At 64.3% G+C, this 14,738-nt stretch carries 12 protein-coding genes and 1 pseudogene; 6 read left to right on the top strand and 7 right to left on the bottom strand.

Going from position 1 to position 14,738, the window contains the following annotated elements:
• Window positions 1–114 precede the first annotated feature (114 nt).
• The 6 genes and pseudogenes from NKJ67_RS34695 to NKJ67_RS34670 form a co-directional block, all read left to right on the top strand.
• Window positions 115–633: pseudogene (locus NKJ67_RS34695) on the top strand (winged helix-turn-helix domain-containing protein); the annotation flags it as partial.
• Window positions 630–1,871, top strand: coding sequence for an ATP-binding protein (locus tag NKJ67_RS34690; protein ID WP_127381632.1), 1,242 nt, complete (start codon window positions 630–632; stop codon window positions 1,869–1,871). The pseudogene NKJ67_RS34695 and the gene NKJ67_RS34690, both read left to right, overlap by 4 nt.
• A gap of 610 nt (window positions 1,872–2,481) precedes the next feature.
• Window positions 2,482–3,648, top strand: a complete 1,167-nt coding sequence (locus NKJ67_RS34685; protein WP_127271106.1) for an acyltransferase family protein — start codon at window positions 2,482–2,484, stop codon at window positions 3,646–3,648.
• Window positions 3,645–4,751 (top strand): glycosyltransferase family 2 protein, encoded by a 1,107-nt coding sequence (locus NKJ67_RS34680; protein WP_127271104.1) that lies wholly within the window; start codon window positions 3,645–3,647, stop codon window positions 4,749–4,751. Before NKJ67_RS34685 ends, NKJ67_RS34680 begins: the two co-directional genes overlap by 4 nt.
• Window positions 4,752–4,755: 4 nt before the next feature.
• A complete protein-coding gene (locus tag NKJ67_RS34675; RefSeq protein WP_256746830.1) occupies window positions 4,756–5,790 on the top strand; it encodes a glycosyltransferase family 2 protein in 1,035 nt (344 codons plus the stop codon).
• A gap of 9 nt (window positions 5,791–5,799) precedes the next feature.
• Complete coding sequence (locus NKJ67_RS34670; RefSeq protein WP_256746829.1) at window positions 5,800–7,584, top strand: ABC transporter ATP-binding protein; 1,785 nt, start codon at window positions 5,800–5,802, stop codon at window positions 7,582–7,584.
• 279 nt (window positions 7,585–7,863) lie between these two features.
• On the opposite strand, the gene NKJ67_RS34665 is transcribed toward NKJ67_RS34670, so the two are convergent.
• The 7 genes from NKJ67_RS34665 to NKJ67_RS34635 all read right to left on the bottom strand — a co-directional run.
• On the bottom strand, window positions 7,864–9,330 hold the full coding sequence (locus tag NKJ67_RS34665; protein WP_352585821.1) for a coiled-coil domain-containing protein: 1,467 nt from the start codon (window positions 9,328–9,330) through the stop codon (window positions 7,864–7,866).
• A 437-nt stretch (window positions 9,331–9,767) separates the two neighbouring features.
• Window positions 9,768–10,040, bottom strand: coding sequence for a cell division topological specificity factor MinE (minE, locus tag NKJ67_RS34660; protein ID WP_024501686.1), 273 nt, complete (start codon window positions 10,038–10,040; stop codon window positions 9,768–9,770).
• The gene (minD, locus tag NKJ67_RS34655) at window positions 10,037–10,852 is read right to left on the bottom strand and encodes a septum site-determining protein MinD (protein WP_127415391.1); all 816 of its coding nucleotides are present in this window, start codon (window positions 10,850–10,852) and stop codon (window positions 10,037–10,039) included. The genes minE and minD overlap by 4 nt, the downstream gene beginning before the upstream one ends.
• Before the next feature lie 64 nt (window positions 10,853–10,916).
• Window positions 10,917–11,711 (bottom strand): septum site-determining protein MinC, encoded by a 795-nt coding sequence (gene minC, locus NKJ67_RS34650; RefSeq protein ID WP_352585818.1) that lies wholly within the window; start codon window positions 11,709–11,711, stop codon window positions 10,917–10,919.
• Window positions 11,712–12,063: 352 nt separating this feature from the next.
• Window positions 12,064–13,407 carry a hemolysin family protein gene (locus NKJ67_RS34645; RefSeq protein WP_352585824.1) on the bottom strand — a complete coding sequence of 448 codons (1,344 nt, stop codon included), beginning with the start codon at window positions 13,405–13,407 and terminating at the stop codon, window positions 12,064–12,066.
• A 230-nt stretch (window positions 13,408–13,637) separates the two neighbouring features.
• Window positions 13,638–14,285: a transmembrane anchor protein gene (locus NKJ67_RS34640; RefSeq protein WP_352585816.1), complete on the bottom strand. Its 648-nt coding sequence runs from the start codon at window positions 14,283–14,285 to the stop codon at window positions 13,638–13,640.
• Between the two features lie 22 nt (window positions 14,286–14,307).
• Window positions 14,308–14,738: HupE/UreJ family protein (locus NKJ67_RS34635; RefSeq protein WP_352585814.1), on the bottom strand; the 431-nt coding region annotated here is incomplete at its 5' end.

Below are 14,738 nucleotides of genomic sequence, written 5' to 3'. Positions count from 1 at the left end.
GGGGGGGGGCCCGGGCGCTAGTGCGTCCACGGTGGTGGCTCCCCAAAATCCCCCCTGCGGGGGCCCCCCGCCTGGCGGCGGGCGGGGGGGGGGGGCTATTCGGGCGGGGGGGGGCGCCCCCCCCCCCCCCACACCCCGATCATCCTGCTGACCGCGCTGAAGGAAGATGTCGACCGCATCATCGGCCTGGAACTCGGCGCCGACGACTATCTCGGCAAGCCGTTCAACCCGCGTGAGCTCATTGCCCGCATCCGCGCCGTGCTCAGGCGCTCGGCGCCCGAGGAGGCGCCCGCCTCCCTGCGCGCGCGTACGTACCGCTTCGCCGGCTACAGGCTGGAGCCGGACACCCGCAAGGTGACGGACGCGCAAGGCGTGGCCGTCGACCTTACGGGCGCAGAGTTCGACCTTTTGCAGGTGTTTCTCGACCGCCCCGGCCGGCTTTTGTCGCGTGACCAGCTTCTCGACCTGACGCAAGGCCGCGAGCGCGACCCGCTCGAGCGTTCGGTCGATGTGCTGGTGAGCCGGCTACGCCGCAAATTTTCCGACACCGGCGACGGGCCCCTGTTCAAGACCGTGCGCAATGGCGGCTACCAGCTCACCGCGCGCGTCGAGACCGTGGAGAGCCACGCGTGAATTCGCTGCGCCGCCGTCTCATCCTGCTGCTGGTCGCCTCGATCGTCGGCGTCGTCGGCCTGGCGACGGCCGCCGTCATCAGCGTGCGCGGCGGCGGACCGCCGCCGGAACTGACCGTGCCCTGGATTGCCCAACAGATGGAACTGGTGGTGCGGCTTTTGCCGGGGCCGGTCCCCGACGTCCTGCGGGTGCAATTCGCCGACCATCCGGCGGGCGGCAAGGTGGCTCGTGCGGAAACGGCGATGCTCAACGACATCCTGCACCGCCGTGGCCTCGACTTCCCGGCGGTCGTCAACGAGAAGTCGGACGAACCCGGCCAGATCGCATCGATGCACCTGCCTGACAGCCGCTGGGCGATCATGGAGGTGCCGCACCTCAAGCCGCCGCGTCGCGAATGGCTGGTTCTGGCCGGCTGGATCTCGCTGATCGTCGCCGGCGCCACGGCGGTGTCGGTCTATTTCACCTCGGTGCTGATCCGCCCGCTCGAGATGCTGGAGGCCGCCGTCTCCAAGATCGGATCGGACGGCGTGCTGGCGGCGGTGCCGGAAGTGGGCTCGGCCGAGGTCAAGGCCACCGCGCATGCGCTGAACCAACTCTCGTCGCGGCTGCGGACCGCCATGGAAAGCCGCATGCGGCTGGTCGCCGCCGCCGGCCATGATCTGCGAACGCCGATGACGCGCATGCGGCTGCGCGCCGAATTCCTCGACGACGAACGCGACAAATGGCTTCACGACCTCGACGAACTCGACCGCATCGCCGACAGCGCCATCCGTCTGGTGCGCGAAGAGGTGAACCAGGATGCCGTCGAACCGGTCGACCTGGCAAAGACGGTGCGCGATATCGAAGCCGAGATGGCATCGCTCGGCCATGCCGTGTCGATCGGGCACCTGGACAAGGTTTGCGTGCGGGCCGGCGCGCTTGGCCTGCGCCGCGCCTTGCGCAACCTGATCGTCAACGCCGCCACCCATGGCAAGGCGTGCCGCATCGACCTGGCCGCAGCCGACAATCGCGCCGTTCTGACCATATCTGACCACGGCCCGGGCATACCCACGGAACTCCTGAACAAGGCGTTCGAGCCCTTCTTCCGCGTCAACCCCGGCCGCCTGCAATCCGTCCCCGGAGCCGGTCTTGGCCTCGCCATCGCCAAGGAGATCATCGAGCGCTACGGGGGCACGGTAACGCTGGAAAACCGCCGGGGCGGCGGGCTGGAACAGACGGTGGTGTTCGACGCGGTGTGACGGATGGCGGCCCACGGCAGATGCTCGCTCAGCCGAGTGACGGACGGTGCGTGCGGCAACCGACGAAAAAACGGCGACCATGCCGCACTGCGCAAAGCCAATGGCTCCAACTAATTTCTCCGCGGAACCAGGATCTAATCCATATAGCCAAACTATAGATTCCAAAATTTCTTGCGACTTCACAAAGAACTAGGCTCTCAAGCCAAGAGCTCCCCTCAATCAACCGGGGCGGGAATATCGGCACAATTTAAACGCCAAGGTTTAATTCTGAGGAAACTCGCCAGAAATGGCGAGAACCGGCCGGTTTTGTCAATTTTTAGCACTTGCTCACATAAGTATTTCAGCCGGGTAGATATTTTGTGTTGCGCTGCACAATGCCGTAGCCGAACGATGTCCTGGGGGGACTCGTTTGCGACTGGACATACGCCGTGGAGGATTCCGCCAGGTTGACCAGCTTGAGTTGTCCGTCCGTCGATTTCGAGCCCGGCCCGGCCGTGCTCGCAATGCGCAGATTTGCGGGTGCCTTGGCGGGTCTCGTCCGCCTTAGCCTGCCGCTCGAAACGGCCGGCTGGCGGCCTCATCGCGGATATCACGCCGGCGGAAGCCGCTGATGGGAAGCGCCCGTGACATCCAACTTGATGCGTTGAGAGCTATCGCCGTAACGATGGTGTTGTATTCCCATTTCTTCGCGGAGGGACCTTCGTTCTGGGGCCATATCGGTGTGCGGCTGTTCTTCGTGCTGAGCGGCTTCCTGATCACGCGCCTGCTCCTGGAGGCGCGCTCGGCCACCGAATTCGAAACCGGCCCGGCGCTGCGCTCCTTCTACATCCGGCGGATGTTGCGGATATTCCCACCCTATTTTGCCGTCCTGGGTTTCGTCTGGCTGGTCGACCTGGATCAGTCCAGGGGATCGCTGGTCTGGCATGCGCTTTATCTGTCGAACTTCTGGTATGCGCTGCACAATAACTGGAACCCTTGGGTGCTGGGCCATTTCTGGAGCCTGAGCATCGAGGAGCAGTTCTATCTTGCCTGGCCGCTGGTCGTCCTGCTGGCCCCACGCCGCCGCTTCGAGGCCATCTGCATCGCCGTCATCGCACTGTCGCTGGCCTATCGCTTCTATTGGCCGATCACCGCCACGCCGACGCTGACGCGCGACCTGCTGCCGCCGGCATCCATGGATGCGCTGGCGTCGGGCGCGCTGCTTGCCTGCTGGCATTTTAGGGGCGCCGGCCTGCCGCACTGGATGCGGCTGGGCTGGCCTGCCTTCGCGGCCGCATTCCTTGTCATCGAGTGGTTAGTCCCGGAGCCCGCCGATCCGACACTGGAATGGGCCCGCTGGCTGCTGCGGGAAGTCCTGCCCCTGGTGCCGCTGATGGTCATCGTGGCAGCCTGTTCGCGCGGCCTTGGCGGCATCCTGGGCAGGCTTGCCGAAGTGCCGCCGCTGCTTGGCCTCGGCCGCATCAGCTACGGCGTCTATCTCTATCATCCGATATTGCTGTCGCTCGCAGTCAAGGCGCAGCCCTGGATTCCACTCAACGTCTCGGAGCAAGGGCCAGGGCGATTCCTGGTCGCGGGCGCCGCCACGATTGTCGCGGCCTGGATTTCCTGGGTGGTTTTCGAGAGGCCGCTCAACAGCCTGAAGCGCTACTTCCCCTATGTCGCGCGCACCCGCTCTGCACAGGGCAGCCATGATGGCTGGCTCGCGACGGCGGCCGTCGGACCGCCCGATGGCCGCACACCGGCGCTCGAACTCCAGCGCACGGATGCAAGACGATGACCGCCGCGCCGCTCGTCTCCGTCCTGTTGCCGGTCTACAATGCCGGCCCCTATCTCGCCGCCGCGCTGGGAAGCGTCCTGCGGCAGGATCACAGTCGCCTGGAGATCATCGCGATCGATGACGGCTCGACCGACAATTCGCTCGAGATACTCGAGCGATGCCAAAAGGCCGATAGCCGCATTTCGATCGTCTCGCGCGAAAACCGCGGCCTCGTCGCGACGCTCAACGAAGGGCTGGCGCTCGCCCGGGGCGAACTGGTCGCACGGATGGATGCCGACGACGTCGCCTATCCCTGGCGTCTGTCGCGCCAGGTGGCGCTGTTCGAGCGGCGGCCCGAACTGGGCTTCTGCGGCGCCGGCGTCGACATGTTGATCCGCGGCCGCATCGCCATCGGCAGGCCCGATCCGGTGTTCAAATTCGGCCGCATCCCTGTATTGGCGATGTTCTTCACGATCTTCATGCACCCGACGGTCGTCTACAACAGGAAGGTCATCGACGACAGCGTTCTCCACTACGACCCGATCTACAGGCACGCCGAGGATTTCGATCTTTTCAGGCGGCTGGCCGGCCGTTACCCGGCAGCCATGATGCCCGAAAACCTGGTCGTCTACCGCGTCCATGAGGCAAGCGTGACCAGCCGGCACGTCAAGGAGATGCGCAGGACGCATTTGCGCATCGTGGCCGAGAACCTTGAGCGCGAGGGCCTGGCGCAGGCCACGCGGGACCTGCGCGACATCGGCGATGCGGTCAGCCACGACACGGTCGCCCGTGCGGCCAGCTTCATCGTCGCGCTGGAGGAGGAAATCCGCTCGCTGCCGGCGGCGACGCGGCCGAGCTTCGAGGCTGGCGCGCTGAACCTGTTCTATTTCCTCTACCAGCTCGTCGCCGACGAAAAGCAGCCGGCGCTGACGCATGAATTGCTGACGCGGACCGCGAAATGGAACGCCATCCGGCGCCGCGAGCAATATGCGCTGCGGCCCGGCGCCTGGGCGCCCTGGCTCAGCCTCGCCTCGCTGTCGGCCGCCAGACAAGCCGATGCCATGGCGTACTTCTTCAAATCCGCGCCCGCCGCGGCGGTTCTGGCGTCTCATCGGTTGAGTTAAAGGCATGATCGTCAAAGCCCACCAAGCTCTGCAGCGCGATCGTTCGACGGCGCTTGACCCTGCCCCGACCGGTCGCGGCCGTGACCGATCGGCGCCGGAAGTCAGCTTCATCATCTGCACCCGCAACCGCGTCGCGGTGCTCGATGCCTGCATCAAGTCGGTGCAAGCCGCTTGCCGCGCACATGCCGGATTCGCCGCCGAACTCGTGGTCGTCGACAACGGTTCGAGCGACCGCACGGCCGAACGCCTGGCCAGCATCGCCGCTGCGTCGGACATTCCGTTCACGCCCGTCTGCGAGCCGCGCCCAGGATTGGCGGCTGCCCGCAACGCCGGGCTGCGGCGCGCGCGCGGCCGTGTGCTCGTCTTCGTCGACGATGACTGCGCGCTCCATCGCGACTATTTGCGCGATCTGGAGCGACACTATGCGTCCGGGGAACAATGGCTCATCCGGGGCGGCCGTGTCGAGCTTGGCGATGCCAGGGATTTGCCGTTCACCATCAAGCGGTCGTGGGCGCGCGAGCGGCTGACGCCGGATGTTCATCCCGGCGGTTTCGTGCTGGGCTGCAACATGACGATGCACCGCGACGTCGCGGCCCGCATCGGCTATTTCGACGAACGCTTCGGCGCCGGCGGACCATTGCGGTCGGCAGAGGATACCGATTATCTCGTGCGCGCGATGCTGCTCGGCATCGCGGTCGAGTATGTGCCTGATATGACGATATTCCATCATCACGGCCGGCGGGATCGCAAAGCCATCGAAAAGCTGCACCGCGACTACAGCCTGGGCAATGGCGGGCTCTGCCTGAAGCATGTTCGCCACGCGCCCTGGCTGCTTCGCCATTTCTACTGGGCCGCAAGAGGGGCTATCAGGGAATTGGCGGGAGGACCCGCCTTCGATCGTGAACTCAACCTGCCGCACTGGCCGATCGTCGCCATGAATTTGCTCGGCGCGGCCAGGTTCGCGGTTCTCCTGCTGGCCAGACGGCCGCGGACCGAACCGGTGCGGCAAGATCAGCAAGCCAATGCCCAGGCGAGGTGAAACGCTATAATGCCGATGCTGCCGCCAAGCCTGCCGATGCTGTTCCGGGCGTTCGGAAAGCGGCAACTGCGCCTGCTTCCGGCGGTGGTGGTACTCGGCCTGGTCAGCGCCGTCCTCGAAGGGTTCGGCATTGGCCTGATCATCCCGTTGCTGGGCATCATCATGGGACATGGGGATGCGGCCGGCATGGACGGCTTCTCCGCTGCCCTCCAGCATGTCGGATCGGGCCTGAGCGAGCGCGACCGGCTTGTGGTCATTTCGGTCGCCATCCTCGGCTCGATCGTCCTGAAGAACGTCTTCGCCTTCGCCAACACGCTGCTGACGACCTTCATCTCCGGCAAGGCAAGCCATTCCATCCGCAGCGCCTTGTCGGAGCAGCTGTTGCGGGTCGGCTACCCGTTCTTCCTGCGGCAAAGCCCCGGACGCCTGCTCAACATCATCTCCAACGAATCCTGGCGGGCCTCCGATGCGATCCAGATCATGTTGTCGGCCATCGTCAGCGCATCGGCCGCCATCATCCTCCTGGCTTTCCTGTTGCTGCTTTCGTGGCGCATGACGCTTTTGGTCACGCTCGGACTGGCGCTCGTCCAGATCGCGCACGCCATCCTCTCGGCCAATCTGAAGGAGCCCAGCCGCAGCGTCGCTTCGCGCAACGGCCATCTCGCCTCGCAGATGCTTCACCTTGTGCATGCCGGACGGCTGATCCGCATCTTCGGACAGGAGAACCGGGAAAAGGCGATATTCGACACGGCGTCGGATGCGGTTCGCCGCGCTTCCTTCGCGCTGCTCGTGCGCCAGGGAGCGCTGCCGCCGCTGACGGAGGTTCTCCACGCCATGCTATTCCTGGCGGTGGTGATCGGCGCCTGGCTGGCGCAGGTGAGTTTCCCGCTGATCATCGCCTTCGTCATCCTGCTCTACAGGCTGCAGCCGCATATGCGGGCCCTGCAGGGGTCGTGGAGCCAGCTGCAGGGCCTGAGCGGATCGCTCGAAGAGGTGACATGGCTGCTGGATCCCGCCGGCAAGCCGCAACCGCCGCAAGGCGCCGGGCCGTTCCACGGCCTGCGCCAGGGCATCAAGTTCGACGATGTGACATTCACCTATTCCGGCACGGACCGGCGCGAAGTGGTGCTGCATGCGGCGACATTCGAAATCCGCGGTGGCCGCTCGACGGCGCTGATCGGCCGCTCGGGCGCCGGCAAGACGACGATCGTCAATCTCCTGTGCCGCTTCGTCGAACCGGACACCGGCAGCATCCTCGTCGATGGATCGCCGCTCGACCGGATCGACGCCAGCCAGTGGCGACGGCACATCGCCCTGGCCAGCCAGGAGCTGGAGCTGGTCGATGGCAGCATTTTCGACAACATAACCTACGGCCAGGATGCGGCGACAGCCGGTGATGCCGAGGTCGCCGCAAGACTGGCCGAAGCGCATGAGTTCATCGAAAGGCTGCCTCAGGGCTACGAGACCCTGGTCGGCTACAGGGGCGTCAATCTGTCGGCGGGACAGAGGCAGCGGATCGCGTTGGCGAGAGCCCTGGTCCGCGATCCCGATCTCCTCATCCTGGACGAAGCCACCAATGCTGTGGACGGTCTGTCGGAAGCGGCCATCGTCGAGACCTTGAAGTCGAGAGCCGGCCGCCGCACGACCATCGTCATCAGCCACCACCACAGCACCATCTCGTTCTGCGACGACGTGGTCATCCTGAGCGGCGGCCGCGTGAAAAAGCAGGCCCCTTTCGGCGCCCTGGCCTCGCTCAGCATGGACGAGCTTTATCAGCACGAGCCACTCGACTGACAAGGCACCGGGCCGGCCGCGATCGTTTCCAGGGCGTGTTTGAAGCCTCCGCCGGCGGGTCGTCGCAAAGGTTCGAATCAGAAGCTTGGGGAATTGCCGCTGGCACCTTCCGTGATCGCACCAATGCCGTGCGGGACCGAGGCGCGCTACCTTGTCTGTGCGGCGGACCTGTCGATCCGCCTGGCCGGTGCCCCATTGGGCTTACTCTCCGGGTGAGGTGCCGGCCTCCCATGCACAAAGACCTGAAGCGGGTCGCCTGAAGCCCTTCAGCGCCACACTTCAGCTAGCGGCGCCGACATTCCTGCGCATGCGCCGCCTACCCGTCGTTCGTGCTTTCTTCGCCATCGCCCCGGCTATCTCGACCACGCCGTTCTCGGGCGGCCTGCCATTGGTGGCCTTGTGGAGCCGCTCGTAGGGCAGCAGTTCCTTGATCCGGGCATTGAGCGAGGCGATTTCTGCTTTGAGGTCCTCGCACTCCTGCCTCTGCACGTCGAACTGTATCTGTTCGGACGCCTGTTGCAGCGTCAGTTGAGAAAGGTTGGCGTTCACCTTGGAAAGACTCATCTTGTCGCTTTCGCTCTCCTGGGTCAGCGCGGACAGTCTTTCATCGGCGATCTTCTTTTCGGCCAGGGCATCGTTCAGTTCGCTCTTGAGCCTGGCGATCTCGCCTGCGGCTTCGCTGTTTTCGCTCGACACCTGCTCCAGTCGCGATTGCAGGTTCTGGATCTCCGAGCCCAGCCCGCGCATTTCCGCCTGGCCGCGAGCCAGCTCGGCTTCCTTGTCGCCTTCCATCATGCGGGCCGCTTCGCTCGTTTCCGACAGCTTCGCCTGTGCGGCCTCGAGCGATTTCTGGAGCCGCATCTCCTCTTTCTCGCTCTTGCCGAGCGCCGCCAGCAGCTCCGCCAGCCGCGCTGCTTCGCTGGCATGGATCGTCGACAGCTCGTCGAGCCTGTGGCGCGCCTGCGATTCCCGCTTCAGCGCCTTGTCGAGTTCGATCGAGAGGTTGACGTGCTTTTCGCGCAGCATCTTGCTTTCGCGCAAGCGCCTGTTGGCCTCGACCGTCCTGGCGGTCAGCCGCTTGGCGATGTCGCCGAATTCCGCTTCGCGTTTGGCGCTCGCATTGGCTGTCTCCACCAGTTCCAGCCTTACCGCGGCAAGTGCCGCCCGCAGCGTCTCCCGGTCCTGGACCAGGCTTGTCTCGCGCTGCTGCAGCGCTTCGAAAGCGCCCTCACGCTCGCGCAGTTTTTTCACCGCATCGTGCAGCTTCTCCGACAGCGCCCGCTGTTCGGCGGCCAGGGCGGCATTGGCAACCTCCAGCTCGTTGGCGCGCAGGATGTCGCTGTGCAGGATGTTGAGGAATTCGCGCGTCAGATGGTGTGAGGTGCCGATCTCCGACAGCTTGTCGTTGATCTCCTCCAGATAGTCCCTGGCATCATGGAAGAGCCCCTCGAAGGCGCTCAATGCAGCCAGCCGGGTCTGTGTATGGGCGGTCAGTCGTGGCGGGGTTTCGGAACTGTCCGCAGCGCCCGCACCCTCGGCATTCCCTGCATTGTCGTCATTTGCCGCATCGGCCTGGGGTGGCCCGTCATCGGCTGCCGCCTGGGCATCCGGCACATCGTCGCTCTCTGGCGGCGCCAGGTCGTCGGCATCGAGACTTGCATCCAGCGCGTCCGCCAAATCGATCTGCAGGTCCTGGATCGCTTTATCCACGTCTTCAGCACGCTTGATCAGGCCTCTGAAGTTCATCACCAAACTCCCTTACGCATACCTCGCTTAGAACTTAACGAATTGCTAATATAGCTTTACATCCGCGGCTTGCGCAGGGGAAGCCCCGTCGGCGCAAAGGTAAATTTGGGACATTTGGGGGTTTGGATGGCGTGAACAACCAATGCCGCGGCCTGGTTCCTCGCCCCCGCGAAGCGGGGGAGAGGTGGCTCGGGCGAAGCCCGAGACGGAGCGGGGGAATGGCTCGGCCTCAATAAATTCAAAGGGAACCCGCCAGCGTCGCGCTGCCCCCTCTCCGACCGCTTCGCGGCCACCTCTCCCCATTTCATGGGGCGAGGAACCCAGGCCTTGCAGCGCCGCGCTGACCCCCACCCCGATCCGCTTTGCGGATCGACTTGCCGGGGCGAGCCACGGGTCTCGCCCGTCCTTCGGACCCCCACCAGGGGGAGGGTAAGAAGTCACCCCGCCATGGCCAGCGGCACGGCGCTCTTGTTGGGGATCTGGATGTCGATCTCCAGCGTCGACATGGTCTCGCCGCGGTCCATCGACACCTGCAGATAATCCTGGTCGATCTGCACATGCTTGGCGATGACGGCCATGATCTCCTCGCGCAGGATGGAGACGAGGTCGGGCTGGCTGCGGTTGCGGCGCTCATAAGCGAGCAGCACTTGCAGCCGCTCGCGCGCCACCGGCGCGCTGGAGCGCCGCTTGAAGATGTCGAGCAGGTTCATGCCGCCCTCCTTCCCAAAAGACGATCGAGAAAGCCCTTGCGCTCGAAGGGCACGATGACGGGCAATTCCTCACCCTCCAGCCGCCTGGCGGCGTCGATATAGGCGCGTGCAGCGGAATTGAGCGGCTCCGACAGCGTCACCGGCGAACCGAGGTTGGAGGCGCGCAGCACATCCTGGCTTTCCGGAATGATGCCGAGCAGCGGCACCGACAGGATTTCCAGCACGTCGTCGATGGACAGCATTTCGCCGCGCGACGCACGTGCCGCGTCGTAGCGGGTGACCAGCACATGCTTGGCGATCTGCTCGCCCTGCTCGGCCCGCAAGGTGCGGGCATCGAGCAGGCCGATGATGCGATCGGAATCGCGCACCGACGACACTTCCGGGTTGGTGACGATGACCGCCTCGTCGGCAAAGCGCATGGCGAGCTGCGCGCCGCGCTCGATGCCGGCCGGGCTGTCGCAGAACACGTAGTCGAACACCGAGCGCAGCTTATCGATGACTTCGCCGACGCCTTCTTCGGTCAGCGCATCCTTGTCGCGCGTCTGCGAGGCCGGCAGCAGGAACAGCGTCTCGACCCGCTTGTCGCGGATCAGCGCCTGCGAAAGTTTGGCCTGGCCCTGGATGACGTTGACGAGGTCGAACACCACGCGCCGCTCGGCGCCCATGATCAGGTCGAGGTTGCGCAGGCCGACGTCGAAGTCGACCAAGGCCACCTTCTTGCCGGTCTTGGCCACGGCCGCCCCGAGGGCCGCCGTCGAGGTCGTCTTGCCGACGCCCCCCTTGCCCGAGGTGACCACCACTACCTTGCCCATTGAAAAGCCTCCGTTGTTGTTTTCTTGGTCGAGCGGCCCGGCCGCCCCAATATCGAAACGAATGTCAGCTCAGCGTCGAAACCCGCAACGCGTCGCCGTCGAGAAACGCCTGCACCGGCTTGCCACGCGAAACGCCTTCCATCTCCTCGGCGGTGACGTACCAGCCGTCGACCGCCAGCAGTTCCGCCTCGTTCTTGCGGCAGAAGATGCGCGCGCCCCTGTTGCCCAGCGCACCCGCCGAAGCGCGCCCGCGCAGCGTGCCGTAGACATGGATCGAACCCGCCGCGATGATCTCCGACCCGGAAGCGACCGAACCCAGCACGATGACATCGCCATGCGGATGCACGATCGTCTGGCCGGAGCGGATCGGCGACTTGACCATCAGCGTGCCCGAAGCTTGAACCTGCGGCTCGCTATCGCCCGCCTTGCTTGCGTCAGCCTTGCCGTCGCCGACCTTGGCCGAGCCGGCTTCGGGCGCCCTGCCCTCGGCCTTGTCGAAACTCTCCGCCCGCGCCTCGCGGGGCAGCAACCCATCCGTCGTCGCCTCCTTGGCGCCGACCAGCACCGGCGGCAGGTTGGGCTCGAGTGCGGTGTGGCCGTCGAGCTCGATGGCGTAGATGCGGATGCCACGATGGCCAAGCACGCCCACCAGCGATTCGATCGCGGCGACATCGGGCTTCAAGGTGTTGAGATCAAGCACCACCGGCCGCCCGGCAAAATAGCCCGGCGAGTTGCCGATCCAGTGGTCCAGCCCCTCGAGCCACACGTCCAAAGGCGCCTCCGGAGTCAACGTGAAAGCGACGAAAGAGCGGGCACGAAAACGAATGGATTTGGCCTCGAGGGGGGCGGCAAAGGTCACGGCTGGCGAATCCTTACTGAGAGGTAAACGCTAGCGGGAGGATGGTTAACGAATGGTTAATAAGGGTGTGGCTACTTGGCAGCCCGCGTGAGGTTGGAAGTTGGCTAGACGCCTGTAGTCAGACTGGCACATCGCCGGCAATGTCGCGACAGGACGACTCGTCTGCCTCCTATCGGCTTCCGAGCGCCTGACGCCGAGATCGTCGACTTGATGCAGCAACGGCAGATTCGCTCTCCGCGCATCGACGCTTTCCTCGACCAGATGCGTAGTGCTCCGTCCTGCGCCATGGAGAAGTAGGTCGCCCGAACGCTGAACCCTTTACATTCGTGCCGAATCCTTGGCGTATCCTGTCTCAAATGGCTGCAGGCGTGGATGTAGGCAGTTCTCGGCGAGCGAGCAACTTGTCGATCCGCCTTCCGTCCATGTCGAGGATCTCGAAGCGCCAGCCCTCGTAGTCAAAGTGCTCGCCAGCTTCGGGAAGATGTCCAAGCTGGGACAAGGCAAAGCCTGCGATCGTGTGAAAATCACCCTCCGCCAATCCTGACTTGAAGCCAAGTCGCGCGAAGGCATCGTGCGCCAGCATCATGCCGTCGATCAGGAGGGAGCCGTCCTCCCGCTCGACGACATCGGGGTCTTCACCGTCCAGATCCGGCAGGTCTCCGGCGATGGCTTCGAGCAGATCGGTCTGGGTGACAATCCCCTCCAGGCTGCCATATTCGTCGATGACGATCGCCAGGCGCACCGGGGCCCTCTTGAATTGATCGAGCACGCGGAAGATCGGCGTACCCTCGTGAACGATCACAGGTTCGCGCATGACCGCCATCGGATCGAGTGCCTTGCCGTCGAGCACCTGGTCGAGGAGATCCTTCTTCAGGATCATGCCCAACGGTTCGTCGATGTCGCCTCGGCCGACCAACAGTTGTTCATGGCGGCAGTCCCGAATGGTGCGTAGAATCTCGTCAGGACTATCATCGGCATCGATCCAGTCGACGTCGCGGCGCGGCGTCATGATATCGGCGATGCGCCGGTCGCCTATGTTGAAGACGCGCTCGACGAGTTCCTGCTGGGCCTGGTGGAGCAGCCCGGCCTCCTGGCTTGCCGCGACAAGCAGCTTCAATTCCTCGGGCGAATGCAGCGATCCCTCACCCGTGCCTGGCCGCAGACCACACAGCCGCAGCACGAGATTGCCGAGACTGTTGAGCGATAGAATCGCGGGGCGCAGCAGGAATAGGAATATCCCGAGCGGGCGAACGACCCAGAGTGCGGTTCCTTCGCTGCGCTGGAGCGCCAGGCTCTTCGGCGCCAGTTCACCGAGCACGATGTGCAGCGCTGTGATGATGATGAAGGAAATCGCGACCGCGATCACGTGAGAACTGGCGGTGGCAAGCGATCCCGGCAAGGCGCTCAACAAGGGTTCGATCAGATGGGCGAGCGCGGGTTCGCCGACCCAGCCGAGAGCCAGCGAGGATATGGTGATGCCGAGCTGCGTTGCCGCCAGATTGGCGTCAAGGTTGTCGACGGCGCGCTTCAAAGCGATGGCATTGAGCCGACCAGCATTGACCAGTTCGGTCACCCGGCTGCGGCGAACGGCGACAAGTGAAAATTCAGCCGCGACAAAGAAACCGTTCGCGGCGACGAGGGCAAGTACGGCAAGTATCCCTAGTAGATCGTAAATACTGCCATCGGAACTCGGCATGGTCTCCTTTTGGGCGGAATGCCGCCACGGACTGTTGATGGAATCTATGTATAACATGGCTTCATCGCAGCACCACGGATATGCCTGCGGCGGTCGGACGCGGGCCCTTCGGCAATCCGCTCCTTGCAGTGCTCGCTGAAGTGGGAAGGCGGCGAGCACTCTGTCCTGCCGTCCCGGACCTGAAGCGAACATGCCCTGCTCGATCGGACAGGGCATGTTCAAACGTTCCGTCACATCATGCGTTTGATGTCGGCATAGGCGCCTTCCGTCTTCAGCGTCACGGTGACATCGGCATCGGTCCGGTTGCGCCAGAACCAGCCGTGGTTGCCGTCGAAAGCGGCTTCCAACACGCCTTCGCTTTTCGCCACGGCGCGGCCCTTCTCGTAGCTGATGGTTTTCCCGCCACCGTCACCGTGCATGTCGAAGTTCACGGTCGCTCCGTTGGCCGTCCATGAGTAGGCGGCCTTTGCCCCGATCGTCATTGCAAGCTTGACCTCCGCGCCTTCGCCCGGCTTCAGCGTGACCAATATCTCGTCGGCGCGGCCCGCAGTCTGGGCAGCGGCGGAGCCGATCACCAGTTCGGCGAAGACGCGTCCGAGCAGGCTCGATTCCTGATCGGCATCGGCGGGAGTGGGAGTTTCCCCCTTCTGACTGGCAGCCCGGTCGCGTTCCGCCTCGTCGGCAAGTTGGCTCTTGATCTCGCCCATCTCGGTGAGATTGAGCACCCGCCCGATGCCAGTCGGGTCGATGGCGTATTCGGCCGGCAGCACGATGGTCACGAGGATCGCAGCCGCTGCGACGATGGCCATAGCGGTAGACCGGAGAAGCTGCCGGGAAGTCGGCAGTTCAGCGCGGGTCGGAATGTCGGTATTGTACACGGGAGGAATCCTTTTTTGACGTTCAGGAAACAAACAGGCCAGCGAGCTGATATCCGATCAGCACGAACCCGGCGGTCATCATGACGGTGTTGGCGGTGTAGGCGTGACGCCAGAAGCTGTCGGTCCGCCGCCAGTAAGCCATGACGATGAGGATGGCGGCGAGCGCCAGAAGCTGGCCGATCTCGACGCCGACATTGAAGGCGAGCAGATTCGGCACCAGGCCATCGGGCGAGATGTTGTATTCGATGATCTTCGTCGACAGGCCGAAACCATGGAAGAAGCCGAAGATCAGAGTCGCGATCTTGGTGTTCGGCTGGAAGCCGAGCCATCTCTGGAAGGCGCCCATATTGTCGAGCGCCTTGTAGACCACCGACAGGCCGATGATAGCGTCGATGATGTAGCTGTTGATCCCGACGTTGAAGTAGACGCCGAGCAGCATGGTCGTTGAGTGGC

It is taken from the genome of Mesorhizobium sp. M0088 (assembly GCF_040322895.1).
Taxonomy (GTDB): Bacteria; Pseudomonadota; Alphaproteobacteria; order Rhizobiales; family Rhizobiaceae; genus Mesorhizobium.
This window is presented reverse-complemented; position numbering and strand designations above follow the sequence as displayed.